Origin of the sequence: Allobosea sp. 67-29, from assembly GCF_001898115.1 — a bacterium.
Classification (GTDB): domain Bacteria; phylum Pseudomonadota; class Alphaproteobacteria; order Rhizobiales; family Beijerinckiaceae; genus Allobosea.
The window spans coordinates 431,023-455,149 of record NZ_MKSQ01000005.1; the positions used below are offsets into that span (position 1 = coordinate 431,023).

A 24,127-nucleotide genomic window follows, 5' to 3' on the forward strand; every position below is an offset into this window, starting at 1 on the left:
ATGCCGAAGACGGCGACCATCGCGGCGGAGGCCGCCGCCGACGTCATCCTCGACGTCGCCGCCGCTTCCTGCCGCTTCGATGTTTCCGCGCCGACGCTTTCGCGCCTGTTCTCGCACGAGCCGCGCCGCATCCTGCGCGCCGTCGACAATGTCTCCTTCAGCGTCCGGCGCGGCTCCACCTTCAGCATCGTCGGCGAATCCGGTTGCGGAAAATCGACGCTGGCGCGCATGGTCGTCGGGCTGCAGCGGCCGAGCGCGGGCAGCCTCGATTTCCGCGACGGGCGCCGCGCCGACGGCTCGTTCGGCCCGCCGCGCGTGCAGATGATCTTCCAGGACCCCTACGCCTCGCTGAATCCGCGCTGGCGTGTCGGCGACATCATCGCCGAGCCGATTCGCGAACTGAAGCTGCGACCCGACGCCGCGAGCACGCGGCAGCGCGTCGGCGACCTGCTCGAGACCGTCGGGCTGTCGCGCACCGATGCGAGCCGCTACCCGCACGCCTTCTCGGGAGGCCAGCGCCAGCGCATCTCGATTGCCCGCGCGCTCGCGACCGAGGCGGATTTCCTGGTCTGCGACGAGCCGACCTCGGCACTCGACGTCTCCGTGCAGGCGCAGATCCTCAACCTGATGGTCCGGCTGCAGAAGGAACTCGGGCTGACCTATCTCTTCATCAGCCACAATCTCTCGGTCGTCCGGCACATGTCGGACGATCTCGCGATCATGTATCTCGGCCGCTTCGTCGAGACCGGGCCGGCCGAGGCGATCTTCAACGCGCCGCGCCACCCCTATACGCGCCTGCTGCTCGACACCATTCCCGATGTCGAGCGCCCAGATCGCGAGCGCAGGCCGATGTCGGGCGAGGTGCCGAGCCCGATCAGCCCGCCGCCTGGCTGCAGCTTCAACCCGCGCTGCACGCTTGCCGCCGATCGCTGCCGTGTCGAGCGGCCGGAGCTGCGGCCGCTGGACGATGTCGCGGTATCCTGCCACCTGGCTTGAAACGCGCCGCTTTCGTCATGGTCGGGCTTGTCCGGCCATCCACGTCTTCGCTGGTCCGGGGCGCGCCGAAGATGTCGATGCCGCCGCCAGGTCGAGCACGACCATACCCGGCATGTCAGCTCAGCAGCGTCGCTTCCAGCGTGATCGGCGCCTTGAACAGCTTCGAGACCGGGCAGCCGGCCTTGGCCTTGTCCGCCAGAGACTGGAAGGTCGTCTGGTCGGCACCGGGAACCTTGCCTTTGAGGGTGAGGTGGATCGCGGTGATGGCGTAGCCCTCGCCCTGCTTGTCGAGCGTCACGCGGGCCGTGGTATCGAGCGCATCGGCCTTGAGATCGGCCTCGCCAAGGATCAGCGAGAGCGCCATGGTGAAGCAGGCGGCATGCGCCGCGCCGATCAGCTCCTCGGGGTTGCTGCCGGGCCTGCCCTCGAAGCGGCTGGAGAAGCCGTAGGGATAGGCATTGAGTGCACCGCTTTCGGTCGAGATCGCACCCTTGCCGTCCTTGATCCCGCCTTCCCAATGGGCCGAGCCCGTCTTGTTGATCGCCATGGTGTGGTCTCCTCTGCCGAGTGGAGTGGGCCGTGCCCGGAGGCCGGTCCTTGGATAACGGGCGAAGGCCCATAGGGTTCGCTCGTTGCGAGCGGACGGAAGCGCGTCAGCAGGGCTATAGAAGAAAACAGCGCGGGGCGTGTCGACCTGACGGCGGTTTCGTCGGGTCCCGTCCCGAGGCGGAGGTGCAGCGAATCGCCGAACCCCATCCGGGGTGGCCCAGATGATATCCTGGTCCCGGTTCGAGGGCCTCGGATCTTCAACGACACCATGTTAGGAACCAATGGCATGGCCACCTTTATCCTTATTCCAGGAGGCTGGCAGGGCGGCTGGGTCTACGACTCCGTAGCAGAAATGCTCAATGCCCGAGGACACAACGCATTACCGATCACCTTGGCCGGGCTCGGTGATGCCCCGGCCCCAACCGCAAATCTCGATACCCACATCGGCGAGGTTCTTGATGCCGCGGAGCGGTGTGACGGTGAATTGGTGATCGTTGGACATTCATACGCCGGGATGGTCGTAAGCGGCGTTGCCGACGCGGTTCCGTCACGAATCAGGGCGTTGGTCTATGTCGACGCGTATGTGCCCGATTCCGGGGACTCGATGTGGTCGCTGACCACGCCGCGTTTTCGCGAACTCATCATCGCTGGCGCGCAGGCCGACGGCCTCACCAGCGCACCGCCTGCCAATAGCGACCCGCGTTTCCGGCCGCACCCCCTGGGGGCGTTTCTCCAGTCCATCAGACTCAGCGGGCGTTGGCGCGACGTGCCGCGCAAGATTCACATCGGCGCATTTGGATGGGATGGCAGTCCCTTCCTGGATCTCCATCAACGCCTGAGCGCCGACCCGGAATGGTCGACATTTGCTTTGGATTGCGGACACAACGTCGCGCGGCTGAAACCCGAGGTGCTGACCGATATCCTGCTGGCGCAGGCTTGAGCGCCGGACGTCCATTTCCTGGGGGAGGCGTTCGTCGCGGCGAAGCATCTCCCAAGGGAAAAACCCGCACCGGTCTCCCGATGCGGGCTTCCTGCCTTGGCCGGGCTCAGCTTCGGGTCACTTGAACAGCGTCAGCGACTTCGACAGCGTGATCCAGATGCCCCAAGCGAGCGGTATGCCGACCACCGCCCAGGCCAGCGCAGCGGTGGCGTCGAAGCCGCCCTTGCCGATGCCGAAGGAGCCGGTCGTCTCGCGGGCGGCGGCAGCCCTGCTCGCCGCCTGCAGCTTCGCGACCTCCTCCTCCTTCATGAACCATTGCGGGCCGAGCGGCCTGACCAGCGCATTGGCGACGAGGCCCGCCGCCAGCATGCCGGCGAGGATGTACATCGTGCCGCTGTACAGGCTGGCGCCGGTGACGCCGGCCGAGACCTGCGCCTCGCGGATATAGTTCACCACCACCGGGCCGATGATGCCCGCCGTCGACCAGGCCGTCAGCAGCCGGCCGTGGATGGCGCCGACGAACTGCGTGCCGAAGACGTCGGCGAGATAGGCGGGCACGGTGGCGAAGCCGCCGCCATACATCGACAGGATGATGCAGAAGGCGGTGACGAACAGCACCTTGGACTGGATGCCCGCCGCCCAGGGCGCCATGGCATAGAGCGCGATGCCGAGGATGAAGAAGGTGTAGTAGGTGTTCTTGCGGCCGATCCTGTCCGACAGCGAGGCCCAGAAGAAGCGGCCGACGATGTTGAACAGCGAGAGCAGGCCGACGAAGCCCGCCGCGATCGCGGCGACCGAAGTCTTCTGGCCGGCATCGAGCGCCGAGAAGGCGGTGCCGGGCTGGCCGATCAGCGCGCCGCCGAAGATCTCCTGAAGCATCGGCGAGGCGATGCCGAGCACGCCGATGCCGGCCGAGACGTTCAGCGTCAGAACGGCCCAGATCAGCCAGAACTGCGGCGTCTTGTGCGCGTCGCGCAGGTGGACATGGCCGGAGGTGATCATCTTGTTCTGCGTGGCCGGGGGCGTCCAGCCCTCGGGGCGCCAGCCGGCCGGCGGGATGCGGTAGCCGAAGGCGCCGGCCATCATGAAGACGAAATAGATCGCCGCCATGACCAGGAAGGTCTGGAACACGCCGACCGAGCTCGGGGTCCTGAAACCGTTCATCAGCATGTCCGCCAATGGCGAGCCGATCATCGCCCCGCCGCCGAAGCCCATGATCGCCATGCCCGTCGCCATGCCGCGCCGGTCCGGGAACCATTTGATCAGGGTCGAGACCGGCGAGATGTAGCCGAGGCCAAGACCGATGCCGCCGATCACGCCGGAGCCCAGCCACATCATCCAGAGCTGGTGCCAGTAGACGCCCAGCGCCGAGATGACCATGCCGCCGCACCAGCAGACCGCCGCCGCGACGCCGGCCTTGCGCGGCCCGGCCTTCTCCAGCCAGCCTCCGAACAGCGCCGCCGCCGCTCCGAGGAAGACGAAGAACAGCGTGTACATCCAGCCGAGATCCGCCACGCGCCAGTCGCAGGTGGTGGTGAAGAGCGCCGTGGCCAGTGTCATGTCCGGGCAGGCCTTAGGCGCAGTGACGCCGATGGCGCGCGAGAGCGGCAGCCAGAACACCGAGAAGCCATAGGCCATGCCGATGCACAGGTGGATGCACAATGCGGCGGGCGGCACGAGCCAGCGGTTGAAGCCGGCCTTGGCGATGATCCTTTCGCGGTCGAGCAGGCCCGAGCCTCCTCCGACCTGTCCGATATCCTGTGCGACGCTCATTCCCCGTTTCCTTTCCCCAAAGCTTCGCCGTTCGGCCGGGTACACTCCCGGCTCGTTGAAACCCGTGACGCGTTCCCCGGGGAACGCCTGCTGCGCTAGCTTCCGCGCGCCGGCCTGATCCGCGGCAGGGCGCGGCGCAGGAGCGGTGGAAGGTCTTCCGGGCGGGCTGAGAAGGCGGCGAGGAAATCCTCGCGCATTCGCCCGGTCCAGAACTGGTTGATGTGGTCGGCGATGGCGGGCACCGCCTCGGCCTCGGGATAGGCCTTGAAGAAATCGGTGATCTGCCCGGCCATGCGCCGCAGTTTCTCGACGTTCTCGGCGTGGTGATCGGCCGCGTTCTGCCCGGTGGTCAGCGCATCCTCCGTCATCGGGCGATGGCCTCGGGTTCCGGCGCGAGCGCGCCGGTGAAGACGATGCAGCCGTCGCGCCGCGCCACGGCGGCGAGCGTCAGGCCGAGATGCCGGGCGCGCTCGATCGCGAGCGAGGTCGGCGCGGAGATCGCAACCAGCGTTCCCGCGCCGAAGATCGCGGCCTTCTCGACCATCTCGAAGGAGGCGCGGCTGGTGACGAGCAGGAAGCCGTCGTGGGCATTTGCCCCGGCCCGGAGCCGCGCGCCGATCAGCTTGTCGAGGGCGTTGTGGCGACCGACATCCTCGCGCACCGCCAGGATCGCGCCGGAGGCATCGCACCAGGCGGCGCCATGGACGGCGCGGGTCAGCTGATTCAGCGGCTGGTGCTTGTCAAGCACTGCGAGCGCGGCCTCGATCGCCGCGGCCGATACGGCGCGTGAAGCCCGCGTCGCCGCATCGGCCATCGGAATCTCCTCGATGGTCTCGACCCCGCAGAGCCCGCAGGAGGTCCGGCCCGAGAGATTGCGCCGCCGCGCCAGATGCTCGCGGAAGCGGCCGGGCGCGAGCTCGACGGTGACGATCACGCCTTCGTCCTTCGGCTCGACCGCGATGCTGCGGATCTCATCCGCGCCGCGCACGATGCCCTCGGTCAGGCTGAAACCGGTGACGAAATCCTCGAGGTCCGACGGGCTCGCCATCATCACCGCATAGGGCATGTTGCCATAGACGATGTTGATGGGGGTCTCCACCGCGACCTCGATCTCGCGTGCATCCGCCCGCTCCGCGCCGAAGCGCAGCGGCTCAGCCGTGACGGCGGCCGAGGCCGGCGGCTGGGCGGACGGATTATTCCGCGGCATCGGGCAGGCGCTCCGCGATCCGGCGCAAGGTCACGTCCTCCTCGAAATTCTTCTCCTGCCACTGCGAGTAATGGTTGGTGCGCCTGACCTCCACCGCCGTCACCTTGTATTCCGGGCAGTTCGTCGCCCAGTCCGAATAGTCGGTGGTGATGACGTTGGCGCCGGTCTTGGCATGGTGGAAGGTGGTGTAGACCACGCCCGGCTGCATCCGCTCGGAAATCACGGCCCGGAGCGCGATATCGCCCGAGCGGCTGGCGAGCGCGACGAGGTCGCCGTCGCGGACGCCGCGGCTTTCGGCGTCGAAGGGGTGGATTTCCAGCACGTCCTCGTCATGCCAGGCGCCGTTCTCGGTGCGCCTTGTCTGCGCGCCGACATTGTATTGCGAGAGGATGCGGCCCGTGGTGAGCAGCAGCGGGAAGCGCGGCCCCGTCCGCTCGTCGGTCGGGACATATTCGGTGATCATGAACTTGCCCTTGCCGCGCACGAAGCGGTCGACATGCATCAGGGGCGTCCCGGTCGGCGCCTTGTCGTTGCAGGGCCACTGCACCGAGCCGAGCTTGTCGAGCTTGTCGTAGGAGACGCCGGCGAAGCTCGGCGTCAATCGCGCGATCTCATCCATGATCTCGCTGGGATGGCCATAGGCCATCTCGTAGCCGAGTGCGCGGGCCAGATCGATCGTGACCTGCCACTCGTCCTTGCCGGCAAGCGGCGCCATCACCTGCCGCACGCGGTTGATGCGCCGCTCGGCATTGGTGAAAGTGCCGTCCTTCTCCAGGAAGGAGGCGCCCGGCAGGAAGACATGGGCGTATTTCGCCGTCTCGTTCAGGAAGATGTCCTGGATGACGACGCATTCCATCGAGGCCAATCCTGCCGTGACATGCTTGGTGTTGGGGTCCGACTGGGCGATGTCCTCGCCCTGGACGTAGAGCCCCTTGAAGGTGCCCTCGACCGCCTCGTCCAGCATGTTGTTGATGCGCAGGCCCTGTTCGGGATCGAGCGGCACGCCCCAGAGCATCTCGAAGACCTGCCGTGTCGAATCGTCGGAGACGTGGCGGTAGCCCGAGAATTCGTGCGGGAAGGAGCCCATGTCGCAGGAGCCCTGCACGTTGTTCTGCCCGCGCAGCGGATTGATGCCGACGCCGTCGCGCCCGATATTGCCGGTCGCCATGGCGAGGTTCGCCATCGCCATCACCGTGGTCGAGCCCTGGCTGTGCTCGGTGACGCCGAGCCCGTAATAGATCGCGCCATTGCCGCCGGTGGCGTAGAGCCGCGCCGCGGCGCGTACATCGGCCGCCGGCACGCCGGTATAGGTCTCGCTCGCTTCCGGCGAGTTCTCCTCGCGGGCGACGAAGCGGGCCCAATGCTCGAAATCGCCGAGATCGCAGCGCTCGCGCACATAAGCCTCGTCGATCAGCCCCTCGGTCACGACGACATGGCTCAGCGCATTGAGCAGCGCGACATTGGTGCCGGGGCGCAGCGGCAGGTGGTAATCCGCCTTCACATGCGGGGACTGCACCATGTCGATCCGGCGGGGATCGGCGACGATCAGCTTGGCGCCCTGGCGGATGCGCTTCTTCATCCGCGATGCGAAGACCGGGTGGCCGTCAGTCGGGTTGGCGCCGATGACGAGGATGACGTCGGACTTGGCGACGGACTTGAAGTCCTGCGTGCCGGCCGAGGTGCCGAGCGTCGTGCGCAGCCCATAGCCGGTCGGCGAGTGGCAGACGCGGGCGCAGGTATCGACATTGTTGTTGCGGAAGGCGGCGCGCACCAGCTTCTGGACGAGGAAGACCTCCTCGTTGGTGCAGCGCGACGAGGTGATGGCGCCGACCGATTCACGGCCGTACTTGGCCTGGATGCGCTTGAACTCGCTGGCCGCGTAGTTGATCGCCTCTTCCCATGACACTTCGCGCCATGGGTCGGTGATCTTCGCCCGGATCATCGGCTTGGTGATGCGGTCGGTATGGGTCGCATAGCCCCAGGCGAAGCGGCCCTTCACGCAGGAATGGCCCTCGTTCGCCTTGCCGTCCTTGTAGGGCACCATGCGGATGACGCGGTCACCCTGCATCTCCGCCTTGAACGAGCAGCCGACGCCGCAATAGGCGCAGGTCGTCACCACCGAATGCTCGGGCTGGCCATGCTCGATGACCTTGTTCTCCATCAGCGTCGCTGTCGGGCAGGCCTGCACGCAGGCGCCGCAGGAGACGCATTCCGAACCCAGGAAATCGGTCGGCCCCGCCGCGACGCGCGAGTCGAAGCCGCGGCCCGTAATCGTCAGCGCGAAGGTGCCCTGCACCTCCTCGCAGGCCCGCACGCAGCGATTGCAGACGATGCATTTCGACGGGTCGTAGGTGAAATAGGGGTTGGAGGTGTCCTTCGCGAGCCAGTTCTCGTTGGCGAGGCCGTCCTGGCCCTTGGCGAAGACGTGGTTCTCGCCCTCATAGCCGTAGCGCACTTCGCGCAGGCCGACGGCGCCGGCCATGTCCTGCAATTCGCAATCGCCATTGGCCGAGCAGGTCAGGCAATCCAGCGGATGGTCGGAGATGTAGAGCTCCATCACGCCCTTGCGCAGGCCGGAGAGGTTCTCCGACTGGGTGCGCACAATCATTCCGTCTTCTGCCGGAGTCGTGCATGACGCGGGCGTGCCGCGCCGCCCCTCGATCTCGACGAGGCAGAGCCGGCAGGAGCCGAAGGGTTCGAGCGAGTCGGTGGCGCAGAGCTTGGGGATCTTGGTGCCGAGGCTCATCGCCGCCGCCATCACCGAAGTGCCGGCCGGCACCGTGACGCTCTGGCCGTCGATGGTCAGCGTCACCGTCTTCTCGGAGAGCCGGATCGGCGTGCCGTAGTCGATTTCCTTGATCAGACTCATTCTGGCCTCCTCACTCGGCCGCCAGTGGCAGCGGAGGACGGTCGAAATCCTCGGGGAAATGGTTGAGCGCGCTCAGCACCGGCATGGGGGTCAGGCCGCCCATGGCGCAGAGCGAGGCATCGGTCATCAGCTTGGAGAGATCGCGCAGCACGGCGATGTTCTTGGGAACCTCAGTGCCGGCGATGATGCGGTTCATCGTCTCGACCCCGCGCGTCGCCCCGATGCGGCAGGGCGTGCACTTGCCGCAGCTTTCCTTGGCGCAGAATTCGAAGGCGAAGCGGGCCTGCTTGGCCATATCGACGCTGTCGTCGAACACCACGATGCCGCCATGGCCGAGCATCGCGCGCATCGCCGCGAGTGCCTCGTAATCCATCTGTACGTCGAGCTGTTCAGCCGTGAGATAGGCGCCGAGCGGCCCGCCGACCTGCACGGCCCGGATCGGCCGGCCCGAGAGCGTGCCGCCGCCCATATCCTCGATGATCTCGCGCAAGCTGATGCCGAAGGCGAGTTCGATCAGCCCGCCGCGCCTGACGTTGCCGCCGAGCTGGATCGGCAGCGTGCCGCGCGAGCGACCCATGCCGTAATCGGCATAGGTCTGTGCGCCATGGTCCATGATCCAGGGCACGGCGGCGAAGGAGAGCACGTTGTTGACGACGGTCGGCTTGCCGAACAGGCCCTGCAGCGCCGGCAGCGGCGGCTTGGCCCGGACGATGGCGCGCTTGCCTTCTAGGCTTTCCAGCAGCGAGGTCTCCTCGCCACAGATATAGGCGCCGGCCCCGAGCCGCACTTCCAGATGGAAGGCATGCTCCGAGCCCAACACCGAAGCGCCGATCATTCCGGCGGCTTCCGCCTTCAGGATCGCGCGCTGCAATGTGCGGTGGGCATGCGGATATTCGGAGCGCAGGTAGATGTAGCCGCGCGTCGCCCCGACCGCGATCGCGGCGATCACCATGCCCTCGATAACCAGATAGGGGTCGCCTTCGAACAGCATCCGGTCGGCGAAGGTGCCGCTGTCGCCCTCGTCGGCATTGCAGACGATGTATTTCTGCTCCGCCTTCGCGTCGTGAACGGTCTTCCACTTGATGCCGGTCGGGAAGCCGGCGCCGCCGCGGCCGCGCAGGCCCGATGCCTTTACCGCATCGACGATCTCGCCGCCGGTGAGCGCCAGCGCCTTCTCCAGCCCCTTGAAGCCGCCATAGGCGCGGTAATCCGCGATCGAGAGCGGGTCGATGACGCCGACGCGCTCGAAAGTGAGGCGCTGCTGGCGCTTCATCCAATCGAGTTCTTCGGTCTTGCCGAGGCGCAAGGCATGCGCGCCGCCCGAGACGAAGCCGGCATCGAAAAGCGCAGCGACGTCCTTCGCCGTGACCGGCCCGTAGGCGATGCGTCCCTCAGTCGTCTCGACCTCGACCAGCGGCTCCAGCCAGAGCATGCCGCGCGAGCCGTTGCGGACGATCTCGACGGAAAGCCCGCGCGTCGTCGCTTCGCTGGCGATGGCCTGCGCGACAGCTTCCGCGCCGACCGACAGGGCAGCGGCGTCGATGGGGACGAAGATGCGGACCGGTGCGGCGCTCATGAATGCGCCTTTCCGTGCTGGCAGAGCCCGGCGATGCGGGCGGCATCGACGCGCCCGATCAGTTCGCCATCGACCAGGGCCGAGGGCCCGAGCGCGCAATTGCCGAGACAATACACCGTTTCGACGATGGCGTCGCCGGCATGGTGGTCGTCGACCGCGATGCCGTGGTTGCGGGAAAGCTCGTCGACGACGCTTTCGCAGCCGAGCGCCTGGCAGGCTTCGGCCCGGCAGAGCTTGACGATGCGGGCCGGCTGCGGGGCGGTCTTGAAGTCGTGATAGAAGGAGATCGCGCCATGGACCTCGGCGCGCGACAGGTTAAGCGCTTCCGCGATCAGCGGCACGGCCTGCGGGTCGACATAGCCGAACTCGTCCTGCAGGGCATGCAGCATCGGCAACGTGGCGCCTTCCAGATGCGCCAGCCCCGCCACGATCATGCGTGCGCTGTCCTGATCCCAGGCCGGATAACCCGCCATCTTTCCTCCGCAGGCCCGCTTTGCGCGGCATATCTTTCAGCGAAAAATGGGCGTTCTTGGAATGATTTCAAATCGTTTCTTTCGAATGCGTGATAGTTTATAGCTATCAATATGCGCGATATAGGCGTGCGTCCGCCATGCGGCGGGTTTGGGCGGCTCCTAAAATTCTCCCGGAGGGCCATTTTGCGCTGCACAATGCTGCGCTGCTTCTAAGACGATAGGCGAAGGCTATCGAATGATGGGGCGGCGAGGCAGCCCGGCATCGGTGACCGGCTTCGTCATCATCAGGAGGTTGCGCGCGAGCGGCGCCACCGGCTGCCGGTCCGCCACGATCAGCCCGATCGTGCGCTGCGCCTCCGGCTCGACCAGCGACAGCGCTTTCGTGCCGAGGGGCACGCCGAAGAACTCCAGCAATTGCAGCGAGACGATGCTGGCGATGCCCTCGATGCCGGCATGCGACACCAGGTTGAAGATCGAGTTGGTCTCGATGACCGGGCGCGGGGAGGCACCGACCGAGCGGAAGATGCCGTCGATGATGCGCCGGTTCTGCATGTCTCCGGTCAGCAGGCACAGCTTCAGCTCGGCCGCTTCCGACCAGCCGATGGTCTCGCGCGCGCCGAAAGGTCCGTCCTCGCGCGTCAGCAGCACATAGGATTCCTGGTAGATCGGCTTGGAGATCACCCGGTCGAGCGGTTCGTTGTCGAGATAGGTCAGGCCGACATCGAGCTCGAAATTGTCGATGCGTTCCTGGATTTCCTGCGAAGTCAGCGACAGCACCGTCAGCGAGACTGCCGGGTAGCGCGCCGAGAAAGGCGCGGTGATGTGCGCGATCATCGGCAGCGCGGTCGGGATCGCGCCGAGCCTGATCCGGCCGGAGACGCCCTCGCGCAGTTCGGCGATCGAATCCTTCATCACCTCGGCCTCGGCCAGGATGCGCCTGGCATGGGCGAGCACGACCTCGCCCTCCTTGGTGAAGCCCTGGAAGCGCCGCCCGCGCTCGACGATCATCACGCCGAGCTCCTCCTCGAGCTGCACGATCGCGGCCGAAAGCGTCGGCTGCGAAACGTGGCAGGCCTCGGCGGCGCGGCGGAAATGCTTCTCGCGCGCCAGGGCATCGAGATAGAGGAGCTGGCGGATGATCATGAAATCGGCTCGGGAGCGGCTGACGTCGCCGCATGTCGAGCATCGGCATAGCGCGCCCGGCTTGCAAGCCGGGCAGTTGCATCGCTGCAAACAGGCTGTTGCCCCCGCGGCAACGCCCTGACGATTGCGCGCAGGGAGCCCCGCCCCTAACTGCGAGGGGCCGGGACGACCGGCAGGCAAACGGGCCGGGTGCGGCCCCGGGGCAAGTCATGGCGCAGGAACTCGAATTCGGGCTCGACACCTTCGGCGATGTCACCAACGGGGCGGATGGCAAGCCGCTGCCGCATGCGCAGGTGATCCGCAACCTCGTCGCGGAGGCCGAGCTGGCTGACAGCGTCGGCATCGACTTCATCGGCGTCGGCGAGCATCATCGTGCCGATTTCGCAGTGTCGGCGCCCGAAACCGTACTGGCCGGCATGGCCACGCGCACCAGCCGGATCAAGCTGGGCTCGGCGGTCACGGTGCTGAGCTCGGACGATCCGATCCGCGTCTTCCAGCGCTTCGCGACGGTCGATGCGCTCTCGAACGGCCGCGCCGAGGTCATCCTGGGCCGCGGCTCCTTCACCGAATCCTTCCCGCTCTTCGGCTTCGACCTGCGCGACTACGAGAAGCTCTTCGAGGAGAAGCTCGACCTGTTCGCGGCGCTGTTGCCGCAGGAGCCGGTGAGCTGGCAGGGCTCGATCCGCCCACCGCTCAAGGACCAGCTCATCTATCCGCCGGTCGAACATGGCCCGCTCAAGACCTGGATCGGCGTCGGCGGCAGCCCGGAATCGGTGGTGCGCGCGGTGCGCTACGACCTGCCGATGATGCTCGCCATCATCGGCGGCGACCCGCTGCGCTTCAAACCCTATGTCGATCTCTACCACCGCGCCTACGCGCAGCTCGACAGGCCGGCGAAACCGATCGGCGTCCATTCGCCGGGCTATGTCGCCGCGACCGACGAGCAGGCGAAGGAGGAGTTCTTCCCGGCCTTCAAGCAGATGCGCGACCGCATCGGCGCCGAGCGCGGTTGGCCGCCGATGGGCCGCGCCGAGTTCGAGCAGGAGGTCGCGCGCGGCTCGCTCTATCTCGGCTCGCCCGAGACGGTGGCGCGCAAGATCGCCTCAACGGCCAAGGGGCTGGGCATCGCCCGCTTCCAGCTCAAGTACAGCGCCGGCCCGCTGGCGCATGAGAAGCTGATGGCGTGCATCCGGCTCTATGGCGAGCAGGTCATCCCGCTGGTGCGGGAGATGCTGGCTTAAGGAGCTGCTCGGTCTCTGGAGCCGCGACGCGATTTCCTTCTCCCGGATGGGAAAAGGTGCCCCGGAGGGCCGGATGAGGGCCCGCCCTCACCACTAAAGGGCGCGCCGGCGCAGCCCCGTTTCAACGATCAGCGGCAGGCTCTCACCCCTGCCCCTCTCCCATCCGGGAGAGGGGGGTCCCTACGCCTGTCATCGACGCCACCGCTCATCCCACGACCTTCAGCGGATCGACCGATAGCGTCCGCTTCAGCGCTCGGAGCCCGAAGGTCGTGCGGGTCTGGCGCACGCCGGGGATGCGGTAGATCGTTCCGCGCAGGAAACGCTCGTAATGATCGGTGCCGCTAACGACGACCTTGGCGAGATAATCGTATTCGCCGGTCACCAGATGCGCCTCGACCACCTCGGGTGCCCGCGTCAGCGCCTCGGCGAACTGGTCGAGCACCTTGTCGTCATGCTTGTCGAGGGTGATCTCGACGAAGACGACATTGTTGTAGCCGAGCGCCTGATGGTCGAGCAGCGCGACATATTTCTCGATCACACCCGCCTCTTCCAGCCGCTTCACCCGGGTCCAGCAGGGAGAGGGCGAAAGGCCGACCTTTTCGGCCAGGGCTTGGGTCGTGAGCCGGCCGTCCTCCCGGAGTTCCGCCAGGATCTTCCGGTCGATCGCGTCGAGAGCAGGGTTCTTCTGGCTCTTCTTGTTCATCGGAATGGCATTCTGCAGTTTCGAAGAAAGGCAGAAGGATCATCTGCCATGACTGGAAGGCGCAGGCAAATTCGAAAGGAACCACCGGCGCTTCGGGCCTAGCTTGGTTGCAGGGGAAACGATCGTCCTGCCGGCCGCAGCCGCCGTGCGGGACGATGCCGCTGACGAGATGCCTTGCCGGAGGCCGGTAAAGGCGGAATGCTGGCGGCGCCAGGGATGGAGGCGCTCATGAGCAGCGACAAGGCCGGCAGCGCGCCGGCAGCGGTCCAGCCACTGCAGTTCCATGTGCCGAAGCCGGCCAGTCGACCGGGCGAGAAACCCGATTTCTCCGATGTCGTGATCCCCAAGGCCGGCTCCGTCGCGCGTCCGCCGGTCGATGTCGACCCCAAGGACATCCGCGACCTCGCCTATTCGATCATCCGCGTCCTCAACCGCGAGGGCGAGGCGGTCGGTCCCTGGGTGCCCGATCTCTCGCAGGAGGAGCTGATCCGGGGTCTGCGTCACATGATGACGCTGCGCGCCTTCGACGGGCGCATGCAGATGGCGCAGCGCCAGGGCAAGACCTCGTTCTACATGCAGCACACCGGCGAGGAGGCAGTGAGCTGCGCCTTCCGCATCGCGCTCCAGCCCGGCGACATGAACTTCCCGACCTATCGCCAGGCCGGCCTGCTGATCGCGCACGATTACCCGCTCGTCGACATGATGTGCCAGATCTATTCGAACGAGCGCGACCCGATGAAGGGCCGGCAATTGCCGGTGATGTACTCCTCAAAGGAGCACGGCTTCTTCTCGATCTCCGGCAATCTCGCCACCCAGTTCGTCCAGGCCGTCGGCTGGGCGATGGCCTCGGCGATCAAGCAGGACACCCGCATCGCCGCCGCCTGGATCGGCGACGGCTCGACGGCGGAATCGGACTTCCACGCCGCGCTCGTCTTCGCCTCGACCTACAAGGCGCCGGTCGTGCTGAACGTCGTCAACAACCAGTGGGCGATCTCGACTTTCCAGGGCATCGCGCGCGGCGGCTCCGGCACCTTCGCGGCAAGGGGGCTCGGCTTCGGCATCCCGGCCCTGCGCGTCGACGGCAACGACTACCTCGCCGTCTATGCGGTCGCGCAATGGGCGGTCGAGCGTGCCCGCCGCAATCTCGGGCCGACGCTGATCGAATACGTCACCTATCGCGCCGGCGCGCATTCGACCTCGGACGACCCCTCCGCCTATCGTCCCAAGCACGAATCCGACGACTGGCCGCTGGGCGACCCGCTCGTCCGGCTGAAGCAGCACCTGATCGCTGTCGGCGCCTGGTCGGAAGAGCGGCACAAGCAGGCCGAGGCCGAGATCCTCGCCAGCGTCATCGCCGCGCAGAAGGAGGCGGAAAGCTTCGGCACGCTGCACTCCGGCGGCAAGCCCTCGGCGCGCGACATCTTCGAGGATGTCTATGCCGAGCTGCCGCCGCATCTGCGCCGCCAGCGCCAGCAGATCGGAGTCTGACGCGATGGCACGCATGACGATGATCGAGGCGATCCGCTCCGCCATGGACGTCTCGATGGGGCGCGACGACGATGTCGTGGTCTTCGGCGAGGATGTCGGCTTCTTCGGCGGCGTCTTCCGCTGCACCCATGGGCTCCAGCAGAAATACGGCGTCTCGCGCTGTTTCGACGCGCCGATCAGCGAGGCCGGCATCGTCGGCACCGCGATCGGCATGGCGGCCTATGGCCTGAAACCCTGCGTCGAGATCCAGTTCGCCGACTACATGTACCCGGCCTATGACCAGATCGTCTCTGAGGCCGCCCGCCTGCGCTATCGCTCGGCCGGCGACTTCACCTGCCCACTGGTGATCCGCATGCCGACCGGCGGCGGCATCTTCGGCGGCCAGACCCACAGCCAGAGCCCGGAAGCGCTCTTTACCCATGTCTCGGGGCTGAAGACGATCGTCCCGTCCAACCCCTATGATGCCAAGGGCCTGCTGATCGCGGCGATCGAGGACCCCGACCCGGTGATCTTCCTCGAGCCGAAGCGGCTCTATAACGGCCCATTCGACGGTCATTACGACCGGCCGGTCACGGCCTGGTCGAAGCATGAGCTCTCCGAGGTCCCGGAAGGCCATTACACCGTGCCGCTCGGCAAGGCGGTGACGCGGCGCGAGGGCTCCGCCGTCACCATCCTTGCCTATGGCACCATGGTCCATGTCGCGCTGGCGGCAGCCGAGGACACCGGCATCGATGCCGAGGTCATCGACCTGCGCACGCTGGTCCCGCTTGATCTCGATGCGATCATCGCCTCGGTCCAGAAGACCGGCCGTTGCATCGTGCTGCACGAGGCGACGCTGACCTCCGGCTTCGGCGGCGAGCTCGCCGCGCTGGTGCAGGAACACTGCTTCTATCATCTGGAGGCGCCGGTGATGCGCGTCACCGGTTGGGACACGCCCTATCCACATGCGCAGGAATGGGACTATTTCCCCGGCCCCGCCCGCCTCGGACAGGCGCTGCGCGACATCATGGAGGCACGCTGATGGCCGAGCGCATCATCAAGCTGCCGGATGTCGGCGAGGGCATTGCGGAAGCCGAGCTCGTCGAGTGGCACGTCAAAATCGGCGATATCGTCCGCGAGGACGACCTGCTCGCCGCCGTGATGACCGACAAGGCGACGGTCGAGATTCCCTCACCGGTCGAGGGCGAGGTCACCTGGGTCGGCGCCGAGGTCGGCGACACCGTCGCGATCGGCTCGGCCATCGTGAAGTTGAAGGTTGCAGGGGAGGGCGGCGCGGCGGCGGAGCAATCCGTCGCGGAAGAGGGCGCGCAAGAAGCCCCGGCCGAGAAGCCAGCCGCGCCGCCGGCCCCGCCCAAGGCCGAAAAGCCCGCCGCACCCGCTGCTCCCGCCAAGGCGGCCGCTCCGCCTCCACCGCCGCCGAAAGCCGCGCGCGCCGACGCCGCCCCCGCCCAGCGCCGCGCGCCGGGCGAGAAGCCGCTCGCCTCGCCGGCCGTGCGCTTGAAGGCCCGCGAGGCCGGGGTCGATCTGCGCCAGGTCCAGGGCACGGGCCCCGCCGGCCGCATCACCCATCAGGACATCGATGCCTTCCTGCTGCGCGGTCCGGAGCCGGTCCGCGGTGGCGGGCTCGTCGAACAGAACGCCGTCACCGAGGTCAAAGTCGTCGGCCTGCGCCGCCGCATCGCCGAGAAGATGGCGCTGTCGAAGGCGCGCATCCCGCACATCACCATCGTCGAGGAGATCAATGTCTCGCCGCTGGAGGACCTGCGCGCGACGCTGAACAAGAAGCCGACGCCGGAGCGGCCGAAGCTGACGATCTTGCCCTTCCTGATGCGCGCCATGGTCAAGGCGCTCGCCGAGCAGCCGGCGCTGAACGCGCTCTATGACGACGAGGCGGGGATCGTGCGCCAGCACGCCGCGATCAATATCGGCATCGCCACGCAGACGCCGACCGGCCTGATCGTGCCGGTGGTCAAGCATGCCGAGGCGCGCGATCTCTGGGGCTGCGGCATTGAGCTCAATCGCCTCGCCGAGCGCGGCCGCGACGGCACCGCGACGCGCGACGAACTGACCGGCTCGACCATCACCATCACCTCGCTCGGCGCGCTCGGTGGCATCGCGACGACCCCGGTGATCAACCACCCGGAAGTCGCCATCGTCGGCGTCAACAAGATGGTGGTCAGGCCCGTCTGGGACGGCACCACCTTCGTGCCGCGCAAGATGATGAATCTCTCCTGCAGCTTCGATCACCGCGTCATCGACGGCTGGGACGCCGCTGTCTTCGTGCAGCGGCTGAAGGAGCTGCTGGAGAACCCGGCCACGCTCTTCGTGGACATCTGAGGAGCGTGCCATGACGGACATCACCTGCAAGCTGCTCGTCATCGGTGCCGGCCCGGGCGGCTATGTCTGCGCCATCCGCGCCGGCCAGCTCGGCATCGACACGGTCATCGTCGAGAGCACCAAGCTCGGCGGTTCCTGCCTCAATGTCGGCTGCATCCCCTCCAAGGCGATGATCCATGTCGCCGAGGAATTCGAGAAGGCGGCGGAAGCCGCCGCTGGCAAGACGCCCTTCGGCCTGACGGTCTCCCAGCCCGCGCTCGACCTCAGGCAGGCCGTGGCCTGGAAGGACGGCATCGTCCAGCGCCTCAACAACGGCGTCGCCGGCCTGCTGCGCAAGGCCAAGGTCAACAAGATCCTTCATGGCCGCGCCCGCTTCCGCGACGGCAAGACCGTCGTGGTCGAGACCGAGACCGGGCCGAAGACGGTTCATGCCGAGGCCATCGTCATCGCCACCGGTTCCGCTCCGGTGGAGCTGCCCTTCCTGCCCTTCGGCGGCAATGTCATCTCCTCGACCGGCGCACTGGCGCTGACCGAAGTGCCGAAGCGGCTCGTCGTGGTCGGCGGCGGCTATATCGGGCTGGAACTCGGCACCGCCTTCGCCAAGCTCGGAGCCAAGGTCACGGTGGTGGAGGCGCAGGACCGTATCCTGCCGCTCTACGATGCTGAATTGACCGGACCCATCTCCAAGCGCTTGACCGCGCTCGGCGTCGAGGTGCTGACGGGCGCCAAGGCGCTCGGGCCTACGCCCAAGGGCGGTGCGCAGAAGGGCGACGGCCTGCGTATCGAGACGGCAGACGGCAAGGAGCGCGCGCTGTCGGCCGACAAGATTTTGGTCACGGTCGGCCGCAAGCCGTTCACTGACGGACTCGGCCTCGAAAACCTCGTGCTCGAGATGGATGGCCGCTTCATCCGTATCGGCGAGCGTTGCGAGACAGCGATGCGCGGCATCTACGCCATCGGCGACGTCACCGGCGAGCCGATGCTGGCCCATCGCGCCATGGCGCAGGGCGAGATGGTGGCGGAGATCGTCGCCGGGCTGCCGCGTGCCTGGGACAAGCGCTGCATCCCGGCGATCTGCTTCACCGATCCCGAGATCGTCTCGGTCGGCCTCTCGCCGGAGGAGGCGAAGCGCGCCGGCCACGAGCTCAAGATCGGCCAGTTCCCCTTCGCCGCAAATGGCCGCGCCATGACCCGCCATGGCGAGGCCGGCTTCGTCCGCGTGGTCGCGGAGGAACGCAGCGACCTCGTGCTCGGCATCCAGGCGGTGGGCTCAGGCGTCTCGGAACTCTCGGCCGCCTTCGGGCTGGCGATCGAGATGGGCGCGACGCTGCAGGATATCGCCGGCACGATCCACGCCCATCCGACGCTCGGCGAGGCCCTCCCGGAGGCCGCGATGAAGGCGCTCGGCCACGCGCTGCATATCTAGCCGGCGCGGCGTTTCGGCGCAGCGACAGCATGGCGCCTTGATGGGCGGTTCCGGCGGCGCGATCTGAAGCACGCCGCCAGCAAGGGCGGCGCTTTGCGAGTTCCCATCATGCCTGCCGAGACCGACTGGCCGACCCTGTCCCCGCTCCAGACCGGCCTGCGCGGCCGCTGCCCGCGCTGCGGCCAGGGCCGCATGTTCGAGGGTTTCCTCAAGATCAAGCCGAAATGCGAGGCTTGCGGGCTCGACTATTCCTTCGCCGATCCGGCGGATGGCCCGGCCTTCTTCGTGATGATGTTCGTCTGCATCCCGGCGGTCGCCTTCCCGCTCTGGCTGGAGCTGACCTACAGCCCGCCGACATGGGTGCATCTGGTCACGACGCTGCCGCTGATCCTGCTGACCTGCATCCCGCCGCTGCAGCCGCTCAAGGGCTGGCTCGTGGCTTCGCAATATGTCCACAAGGCCGAGGAAGGCCGTCTCGCGAGCCCGGCGGCAGGCTCGGGCCCCTCCGGGGGCTGAGCCGGCGCGAAGGCCGGCGCGCTATTCGCGCGCGCCCGCTTTGACGAAGCCCTGCAATTCCGGCGTCCGCGGGTTGGCGAAGAGTTCCTTCGAGGGGCCTTCTTCCCAGATCTTGCCCTGATGCATGAAGATGGTGTTGTTCGCGACATTGCGCGCGAAAGCCATCTCATGCGTCACCAGGATCATGGTCATGCCGCCCTTGGCAAGCTTCTCCATGACCAGCAGCACCTCGCCCGTCAGCTCGGGGTCGAGCGCCGAGGTCACCTCGTCGAACAGCATGACCTTGGGCTTCATCGCCAGCGAGCGGGCGATGGCGACGCGCTGCTGCTGCCCGCCCGAGAGATTGTCGGGGTAGCTGTCGAACTTCTCGGAGAGGCCGACCTGCGCCAGCACCTCCTTGGCGAGTGCCAGCGCCTCCGCCTGCGGCACCTTCTTGGTGATGCGCGGCGAGAGCATGATGTTCTGCCCGACCGTCAGATGCGGGAAGAGATTGTAGCTCTGGAAGACGATGCCGACATCCTTGCGCAGGTCGCGCAGGCGTTTCGGGTCCTGGTCGACGACATGGCCGGCCACCTCGATGCGGCCGGACTGGAAGGCCTCGAGCCCGTTGATGCAGCGCAGCATGGTGGATTTGCCCGAGCCCGAGCGGCCGATCAGCGCCACGACCTGTCCGGTCTCGACCGAGAGCGAGACGCCCTTCAGGACCTCGAGCGGGCCGTAGCTCTTGTGGACGTCTTCAATGAGGACGGCTGGCATTCATCACCTTTTCGAGATGGCGGCTGAGCCGGGAGAGGGGGAAGCAGATCGCGAAATAGATCAGCGCGACCAGCCCGAAGACCCGGAAGGAATCGAAGGTTGCGTTGTTGACGAGCTGCCCGGCGCGCGCGAGCTCGACGAAGCCGACGACCGAGACGATCGAGGTGTTCTTCACGAGCTGGACGAGGAAGCCGACCGTCGGCGGCAGCGAGATGCGGATCGCCTGCGGCAGGATGACGTAGCGGTAGGTCTGCGCCGGCGAATGGGCCAACGAGGCCGAGGCCTCCCATTGCTGGAACGGCACGGACTCGATCGAGCCGCGCCAGATCTCGGCGAGATAGGCGCTGACATAGATCGCCAGCGAGGCAGACGCCGCCAGGAAGGGCGGCAGCTCGACGCCGAAAAGCGACAGCCCGTAATAGCTCATGAACAGCACCATGAGCACGGGGATCGACTGGATGACGAGGATGTAGGTCGCGGCGATGCGGCGCAGCAGCTTGATCCGCGACAGGCGCATGATCGCGAAGACGCCGCCGATCAGGCTGCCGATCAGGAAGGCGATCGCGGTGAGCAGCAGCGTCCAGCCGGCTGCGCGCAGGAGGAAGAGGGCCTCGGGCCAACCGAAGGTCGTCATCAGGCGGCCTCCGCCCTGGCATCGAGCCGGTCGACGCTGGAAACCCGCGGGAAAACCGCCCGGCCGAGCCAGTTGAGCGCGACCTTCAGCGTCAGCGCCAGCGCCAGATAGATGATGGTGACGACGATATAGGTCTCGAAGCTGCGGAAGGTGTTCTGCTCGATGATCGCGGCGGTGCCCGAAAGCTCGGGGACGGCGATGAAGGAGCAGATTGAGGAGGCGAGCAGCATCAGCACGAATTGCGAGGACAGCGCCGGCCACACCCGGGCGAGCGCCGGCATCAGCACGACATGCTGGAAGACCTGGCGCTTGGTCATGGCCAGCGACAGGCCGGCCTCGAGCTGCGAGCGGTGGATCGAGTCGACGCCGGCGCGGATGATCTCCGTCGCATAGGCGCCGAGATTGAGCGTCATGGCGAGCAGGGCGGCTTCCGTGCCCGGCAGGCGGATGCCGATCAGCGGCAGGCCGAAGAACAGCATGAAGAGCTGCACCAGGAAGGGGGTATTGCGCATCAGCTCGACGTAGGCGTCGACGAGCAGCCCGACCCAGCGCCCGAGCAGGCTCTTGGCCGCGACGAGCAGCACCGCGAGGACCAGCCCGAGCACGATTGCGCCGAAGGACAGGCCGAGCGTCAGCAGGACGCCGTCGATGATCCGGTCCGACTCCGCGAAGATCGGCTCGAATTGAAATTGAATCGGCATGGATCTCCTGCCTGGCAGAGCGCCGTGGCCGACGGGGCGAGCCCCGTCGGCGGTCGGTGGTCAGATGTCAGATCGGAAGGCGGATGCTCAGAAGGTCGGGAGCTGCGGCAGCGGGCCGCCGACCCACTTCTCGGAGACCGCGTTCAGCTCGCCGTTCTGCTTGATGTAGTAGATCAGGTTGTTGAGCCACTGCTTCAGCTCGTAGGCGTCCTTGCGGACGGTCATCGAGTTCGGCTGCATGCCGAAGAAGAACTTGAGCTCGGTCTCGGTCTCGCCGCGCGCCTTGATGGCTGCGTTGGCCTGGGCGTCCGGCCCCGCGATGGCCTCGACCTGGCCGGAGAACAGCGCCTGCATGGTGGTGGCGTCGTCCTCGAAGCGCAGGATCTTGAGGTTGAGCTCCTTCTCGCGGTTGGTGAACTCGCGCTCGACGCTGGAGCCGCGGTTGACGCCGACGGTGCGGTTGCGCAGGTCTTCCCAGGTTTTGATCGGGGTGTTCTTCTTGGCGTAGATGCCGGTCTGGAAGGCGCTGTAGGGGATGGTGAACATCACCGCCTTGGCGCGCTCGGGCGTCGGCGCCAGCGTCGCCACCAGGAAATCGACCTTGCCCGCTTCCAGCGCGGGGATGCGGGCGGGCGGCGTCAGCTGCACCACCTCGACCGGGACGCCGAGATATTTGCCGACCAGCGCGGTCACGTCCGCGTCGTAGCCGATGGCGTTGCCCTGCGCGTCGACCGAGCCGTAGGGCGGGGCGCCGATCAGCACGCCGACCTTGACCTTGCCGCGCTTGACGATGTCGTTGATCGTCTGCGCCGAGGCGTGGCTCGCCGCGAGCATGCCGGCGCCGAGCGCGAGAGCCATGCCGGCGATCTTGATATGCTTGAGGATATTCACTGGACGTCTCCCGTTATGCTGCATTCGCGCGATTGATCCCCGGCTTCTGATGGCCGGTTGGAGGCAAGGCTCAGTTTCCCTTTCGGACGACGTTCTCCAAGGGCTCGCCGGAGAAGCGCCGCCTGATGTTACCAGCTATGACTGCTTGGCGCCGCCGGATCGTTCCGTTGGTCCAGCCGGACATATGAGGGGTCATTAAAACGTTTGAAAGATCCTGGAAAGGCAGTTTCGACGGCAAGGGCGCTGCGTCGCCGGCCTGTGGATAACGGTACCAGGTGTCGATGATCGCCCCGCCGATGCGCCGGCTCCTCAGCGCCTCGTACAGGGCCTCCTCGTCGACCGTCGGTCCGCGCCCGACATTGACGAGGACGGCGTCGGGGCGCATCGCCGCGAAGGCGGCGGCGCCGACGATGCCCTTGGTCTCCTCCGTCAGCGGCACGGAGACGACGACGACATCGACCGAGCCGAGGAATGCGGCGAGCTGGTCGAGGGTGAAGGCCCGGTCGACCAGCGGCGACGTCGCGACGGGGCTGCGGTTGGCGACATGCACCTGCATCTCGAACGCCTTGGCGCGGGCCGCGATCGCCTTGCCGATATGGCCGAAGCCGAGGAGCCCGATGGTGCGTCCGGCGATCTCGTCATGCACGCGCTCCGGCGCCCCCGCCCACCAGGCCCAGTCGCCCTGGCGCAGCCGCCGGTCGGCATCGGCGAGCGGGATCGCGCGGGCCAGCAGCGCGCTCATCACATATTCCGCGATCGCCTGCTCGTGCCCGAAGCAGTTGCACACGGCGGCAGAAGCCGGCAGCAGCTCGAGATCGACCGCGTCGTAGCCGGCTCCGGGAACGTGGAACAGCCGCAGCCCCGCGGGCGTCGGCAGGCTCGCATCGAACTTCACCCCGATGATCGCCTCGGCCTGCGCATAGGCCGCCCTGTGCTCATCGCTCGCCAGCACGTCCGGCAGCATGCGGATCTCGGCTCCGGGGCCGAGCAGCTCGGCGAAACCCTGGGAGAAGCTGGCGGCATTCTCGCCGTGGAAGATGATGCGCATGGTTTTGGACGTCCGGCAGGTCGATAGGGCGGAAGCTCAATGGGACAGCAGCGGTTCGACGCTGCTGTCGAGCAGGGACGGGTCGATGGTCTCTTCCATCTCGTCGAACATGCGCTCGACGAAGGCGATCAGCCCGTCGGAGGCCGCGATGGCGCGCTCGGGCTGAGACGAGGCGATGCCATTCAGCAAGGCGAGATGCGCGTCGACCGTGCCGTCCAGGCTATGCTGGCCCGGCATGTGGCTATGATAGATCGAGCCGATGCGGCGGAAGATGGTGTGCAGCGGTCGCAGCGTGTGCTCGAGGAACGGCTCGCCCGCGGTCGACAGGATCATCTGGTCGATCCGCCGGTCGAGACCGTTGAATTCGGCCAGGGTCAGGCTCTCGCGGCGGTCGCGCAGCAGGCGAGCCATATGCAGCATCTGGTTTCGGTGCATGGGCCCGGCGCGCTCGGCCGCGAGCCGTGCGACGAAGCGCTCCAGGTCGCGGCGGAGTTTCAGCAGCACGCGCTCGCGCGCCAGATCGATCGGCGCGATCTGCAGCCCGTGCCGGGGGCGGATGGTGATCAGCGTGTCGGCCGACAGGCGGTTCACGGCGTGGTGGATCGGCGTGCGGCCGAAGCCGGTCATGTCCTGCAGATCCTGCATCGTCAGCAGGCGGCCGGGCTTCAGCGTGCAGTCGATCAGCATCGCCTCGATGCGTTCATAGGCGAGTTCGAAGAAGTTCAGGCGGTTGCGGCGCGGCGGCGGCTCGAGGGCATCGAGCGCGGCAAGCTTCGGCTTCTCTTTGCGTGCTGCCATGGTTCCCTCCGCAGGGGCTCTTGCCGGCCCGTTTTGCCGGTACGATAAACATGTTGTGATAT

At 67.0% G+C, this 24,127-nt stretch carries 23 protein-coding genes; 8 read left to right on the plus strand and 15 right to left on the minus strand.

Translation table 11 applies throughout. From position 1 onward, the window contains the following. Entirely contained in the window at positions 1–996 is a 996-nt protein-coding gene (locus BGO20_RS02600; RefSeq protein ID WP_465245988.1) for an ABC transporter ATP-binding protein, read from the plus strand. A 115-nt stretch (positions 997–1,111) separates the two neighbouring features. Here BGO20_RS02600 and BGO20_RS02605 read toward each other — a convergent pair whose 3' ends face one another. Continuing rightward, a complete protein-coding gene (locus tag BGO20_RS02605; RefSeq protein ID WP_291663176.1) occupies positions 1,112–1,543 on the minus strand; it encodes an OsmC family protein in 432 nt (143 codons plus the stop codon). A gap of 288 nt (positions 1,544–1,831) precedes the next feature. Between BGO20_RS02605 and BGO20_RS02610 the strand changes: the two genes are divergently transcribed. Beyond that, positions 1,832–2,485: an alpha/beta hydrolase gene (locus tag BGO20_RS02610; RefSeq protein WP_291663177.1), complete on the plus strand. Its 654-nt coding sequence runs from the start codon at positions 1,832–1,834 to the stop codon at positions 2,483–2,485. Between the two features lie 117 nt (positions 2,486–2,602). Here the strand turns inward: BGO20_RS02610 and BGO20_RS02615 are convergent, their stop codons facing one another. The 7 genes from BGO20_RS02615 to BGO20_RS02645 form a co-directional block, all read right to left on the minus strand. Further along, positions 2,603–4,258, minus strand: a complete 1,656-nt coding sequence (locus BGO20_RS02615) for an OFA family MFS transporter (protein WP_291663178.1) — start codon at positions 4,256–4,258, stop codon at positions 2,603–2,605. A gap of 95 nt (positions 4,259–4,353) precedes the next feature. Beyond that, the gene (locus BGO20_RS02620; RefSeq protein WP_291663179.1) at positions 4,354–4,626 is read right to left on the minus strand and encodes a formate dehydrogenase subunit delta; all 273 of its coding nucleotides are present in this window, start codon (positions 4,624–4,626) and stop codon (positions 4,354–4,356) included. After that, positions 4,623–5,465 carry a formate dehydrogenase accessory sulfurtransferase FdhD gene (gene fdhD / locus BGO20_RS02625; RefSeq protein WP_291663180.1) on the minus strand — a complete coding sequence of 281 codons (843 nt, stop codon included), beginning with the start codon at positions 5,463–5,465 and terminating at the stop codon, positions 4,623–4,625. The genes BGO20_RS02620 and fdhD overlap by 4 nt, the downstream gene beginning before the upstream one ends. Next, the gene (gene fdhF, locus BGO20_RS02630) at positions 5,452–8,334 is read right to left on the minus strand and encodes a formate dehydrogenase subunit alpha (protein WP_291663181.1); all 2,883 of its coding nucleotides are present in this window, start codon (positions 8,332–8,334) and stop codon (positions 5,452–5,454) included. Before fdhF ends, fdhD begins: the two co-directional genes overlap by 14 nt. Before the next feature lie 10 nt (positions 8,335–8,344). Continuing rightward, the gene (locus BGO20_RS02635; protein ID WP_291663183.1) at positions 8,345–9,910 is read right to left on the minus strand and encodes a formate dehydrogenase beta subunit; all 1,566 of its coding nucleotides are present in this window, start codon (positions 9,908–9,910) and stop codon (positions 8,345–8,347) included. Next, positions 9,907–10,383, minus strand: coding sequence for an NAD(P)H-dependent oxidoreductase subunit E (locus tag BGO20_RS02640; protein WP_291663184.1), 477 nt, complete (start codon positions 10,381–10,383; stop codon positions 9,907–9,909). The genes BGO20_RS02635 and BGO20_RS02640 overlap by 4 nt, the downstream gene beginning before the upstream one ends. A gap of 228 nt (positions 10,384–10,611) precedes the next feature. Next, positions 10,612–11,526 carry a LysR family transcriptional regulator gene (locus tag BGO20_RS02645; protein WP_291663185.1) on the minus strand — a complete coding sequence of 305 codons (915 nt, stop codon included), beginning with the start codon at positions 11,524–11,526 and terminating at the stop codon, positions 10,612–10,614. A 209-nt stretch (positions 11,527–11,735) separates the two neighbouring features. On the opposite strand from BGO20_RS02645, the gene BGO20_RS02650 reads away from it, so the two are divergent. Next, positions 11,736–12,767 (plus strand): LLM class flavin-dependent oxidoreductase, encoded by a 1,032-nt coding sequence (locus tag BGO20_RS02650; RefSeq protein WP_291663187.1) that lies wholly within the window; start codon positions 11,736–11,738, stop codon positions 12,765–12,767. 205 nt (positions 12,768–12,972) lie between these two features. Here the strand turns inward: BGO20_RS02650 and BGO20_RS02655 are convergent, their stop codons facing one another. Then, on the minus strand, positions 12,973–13,470 hold the full coding sequence (locus BGO20_RS02655; protein ID WP_291663188.1) for an Lrp/AsnC family transcriptional regulator: 498 nt from the start codon (positions 13,468–13,470) through the stop codon (positions 12,973–12,975). A 228-nt stretch (positions 13,471–13,698) separates the two neighbouring features. On the opposite strand from BGO20_RS02655, the gene BGO20_RS02660 reads away from it, so the two are divergent. From BGO20_RS02660 to BGO20_RS02680, 5 genes are all read left to right on the plus strand, one after another. Further along, on the plus strand, positions 13,699–14,958 hold the full coding sequence (locus BGO20_RS02660) for a thiamine pyrophosphate-dependent enzyme (RefSeq protein ID WP_291663189.1): 1,260 nt from the start codon (positions 13,699–13,701) through the stop codon (positions 14,956–14,958). A gap of 4 nt (positions 14,959–14,962) precedes the next feature. Next, positions 14,963–15,979 carry an alpha-ketoacid dehydrogenase subunit beta gene (locus tag BGO20_RS02665; protein WP_291663190.1) on the plus strand — a complete coding sequence of 339 codons (1,017 nt, stop codon included), beginning with the start codon at positions 14,963–14,965 and terminating at the stop codon, positions 15,977–15,979. After that, complete coding sequence (locus BGO20_RS02670; protein WP_291663192.1) at positions 15,979–17,295, plus strand: dihydrolipoamide acetyltransferase family protein; 1,317 nt, start codon at positions 15,979–15,981, stop codon at positions 17,293–17,295. The genes BGO20_RS02665 and BGO20_RS02670 overlap by 1 nt, the downstream gene beginning before the upstream one ends. 10 nt (positions 17,296–17,305) lie before the next feature. After that, positions 17,306–18,721, plus strand: a complete 1,416-nt coding sequence (lpdA, locus tag BGO20_RS02675) for a dihydrolipoyl dehydrogenase (RefSeq protein WP_291663194.1) — start codon at positions 17,306–17,308, stop codon at positions 18,719–18,721. A gap of 108 nt (positions 18,722–18,829) precedes the next feature. Then, entirely contained in the window at positions 18,830–19,237 is a 408-nt protein-coding gene (locus BGO20_RS02680; RefSeq protein ID WP_291663195.1) for a DUF983 domain-containing protein, read from the plus strand. Between the two features lie 21 nt (positions 19,238–19,258). Here the strand turns inward: BGO20_RS02680 and BGO20_RS02685 are convergent, their stop codons facing one another. The 6 genes from BGO20_RS02685 to BGO20_RS02710 all read right to left on the minus strand — a co-directional run bounded on the left by BGO20_RS02685 (position 19,259) and on the right by BGO20_RS02710 (position 24,065). Next, entirely contained in the window at positions 19,259–19,993 is a 735-nt protein-coding gene (locus tag BGO20_RS02685) for an amino acid ABC transporter ATP-binding protein (RefSeq protein ID WP_291663197.1), read from the minus strand. Beyond that, the gene (locus BGO20_RS02690) at positions 19,974–20,627 is read right to left on the minus strand and encodes an amino acid ABC transporter permease (protein WP_291663199.1); all 654 of its coding nucleotides are present in this window, start codon (positions 20,625–20,627) and stop codon (positions 19,974–19,976) included. The genes BGO20_RS02685 and BGO20_RS02690 overlap by 20 nt, the downstream gene beginning before the upstream one ends. Further along, a complete protein-coding gene (locus tag BGO20_RS02695) occupies positions 20,627–21,328 on the minus strand; it encodes an amino acid ABC transporter permease (protein ID WP_291663201.1) in 702 nt (233 codons plus the stop codon). Before BGO20_RS02695 ends, BGO20_RS02690 begins: the two co-directional genes overlap by 1 nt. Positions 21,329–21,415: 87 nt before the next feature. Further along, positions 21,416–22,219, minus strand: coding sequence for a transporter substrate-binding domain-containing protein (locus BGO20_RS02700; protein WP_291663202.1), 804 nt, complete (start codon positions 22,217–22,219; stop codon positions 21,416–21,418). A gap of 70 nt (positions 22,220–22,289) precedes the next feature. Beyond that, positions 22,290–23,267: a 2-hydroxyacid dehydrogenase gene (locus tag BGO20_RS02705; protein ID WP_291663204.1), complete on the minus strand. Its 978-nt coding sequence runs from the start codon at positions 23,265–23,267 to the stop codon at positions 22,290–22,292. 36 nt (positions 23,268–23,303) lie between these two features. Continuing rightward, positions 23,304–24,065: a GntR family transcriptional regulator gene (locus BGO20_RS02710; RefSeq protein ID WP_291663206.1), complete on the minus strand. Its 762-nt coding sequence runs from the start codon at positions 24,063–24,065 to the stop codon at positions 23,304–23,306. Between the last annotated feature and the right edge of the window lie 62 nt (positions 24,066–24,127).

Excerpts from the sequence above, each read along its gene's own strand:
- fdhF (WP_291663181.1), bottom strand. The coding sequence starts at position 8,334 with ATGAGTCTGATCAAGGAAATCGACTACGGCACGCCGATCCGGCTCTCC.
- lpdA (WP_291663194.1), top strand. The coding sequence starts at position 17,306 with ATGACGGACATCACCTGCAAGCTGCTCGTCATCGGTGCCGGCCCGGGC.
- BGO20_RS02710 (WP_291663206.1), bottom strand. The coding sequence starts at position 24,065 with ATGGCAGCACGCAAAGAGAAGCCGAAGCTTGCCGCGCTCGATGCCCTC.
- BGO20_RS02635 (WP_291663183.1), bottom strand. The coding sequence starts at position 9,910 with ATGAGCGCCGCACCGGTCCGCATCTTCGTCCCCATCGACGCCGCTGCC.
- BGO20_RS02685 (WP_291663197.1), bottom strand. The coding sequence starts at position 19,993 with ATGCCAGCCGTCCTCATTGAAGACGTCCACAAGAGCTACGGCCCGCTC.
- BGO20_RS02680 (WP_291663195.1), top strand. The coding sequence starts at position 18,830 with ATGCCTGCCGAGACCGACTGGCCGACCCTGTCCCCGCTCCAGACCGGC.
- BGO20_RS02610 (WP_291663177.1), top strand. The coding sequence starts at position 1,832 with ATGGCCACCTTTATCCTTATTCCAGGAGGCTGGCAGGGCGGCTGGGTC.
- fdhD (WP_291663180.1), bottom strand. The coding sequence starts at position 5,465 with ATGCCGCGGAATAATCCGTCCGCCCAGCCGCCGGCCTCGGCCGCCGTC.
- BGO20_RS02645 (WP_291663185.1), bottom strand. The coding sequence starts at position 11,526 with ATGATCATCCGCCAGCTCCTCTATCTCGATGCCCTGGCGCGCGAGAAG.
- BGO20_RS02650 (WP_291663187.1), top strand. The coding sequence starts at position 11,736 with ATGGCGCAGGAACTCGAATTCGGGCTCGACACCTTCGGCGATGTCACC.
- BGO20_RS02615 (WP_291663178.1), bottom strand. The coding sequence starts at position 4,258 with ATGAGCGTCGCACAGGATATCGGACAGGTCGGAGGAGGCTCGGGCCTG.
- BGO20_RS02670 (WP_291663192.1), top strand. The coding sequence starts at position 15,979 with ATGGCCGAGCGCATCATCAAGCTGCCGGATGTCGGCGAGGGCATTGCG.
- BGO20_RS02600 (WP_465245988.1), top strand. The coding sequence starts at position 1 with ATGCCGAAGACGGCGACCATCGCGGCGGAGGCCGCCGCCGACGTCATC.
- BGO20_RS02705 (WP_291663204.1), bottom strand. The coding sequence starts at position 23,267 with ATGCGCATCATCTTCCACGGCGAGAATGCCGCCAGCTTCTCCCAGGGT.
- BGO20_RS02605 (WP_291663176.1), bottom strand. The coding sequence starts at position 1,543 with ATGGCGATCAACAAGACGGGCTCGGCCCATTGGGAAGGCGGGATCAAG.
- BGO20_RS02655 (WP_291663188.1), bottom strand. The coding sequence starts at position 13,470 with ATGAACAAGAAGAGCCAGAAGAACCCTGCTCTCGACGCGATCGACCGG.
- BGO20_RS02660 (WP_291663189.1), top strand. The coding sequence starts at position 13,699 with ATGAGCAGCGACAAGGCCGGCAGCGCGCCGGCAGCGGTCCAGCCACTG.
- BGO20_RS02665 (WP_291663190.1), top strand. The coding sequence starts at position 14,963 with ATGGCACGCATGACGATGATCGAGGCGATCCGCTCCGCCATGGACGTC.
- BGO20_RS02690 (WP_291663199.1), bottom strand. The coding sequence starts at position 20,627 with ATGACGACCTTCGGTTGGCCCGAGGCCCTCTTCCTCCTGCGCGCAGCC.
- BGO20_RS02640 (WP_291663184.1), bottom strand. The coding sequence starts at position 10,383 with ATGGCGGGTTATCCGGCCTGGGATCAGGACAGCGCACGCATGATCGTG.
- BGO20_RS02620 (WP_291663179.1), bottom strand. The coding sequence starts at position 4,626 with ATGACGGAGGATGCGCTGACCACCGGGCAGAACGCGGCCGATCACCAC.
- BGO20_RS02695 (WP_291663201.1), bottom strand. The coding sequence starts at position 21,328 with ATGCCGATTCAATTTCAATTCGAGCCGATCTTCGCGGAGTCGGACCGG.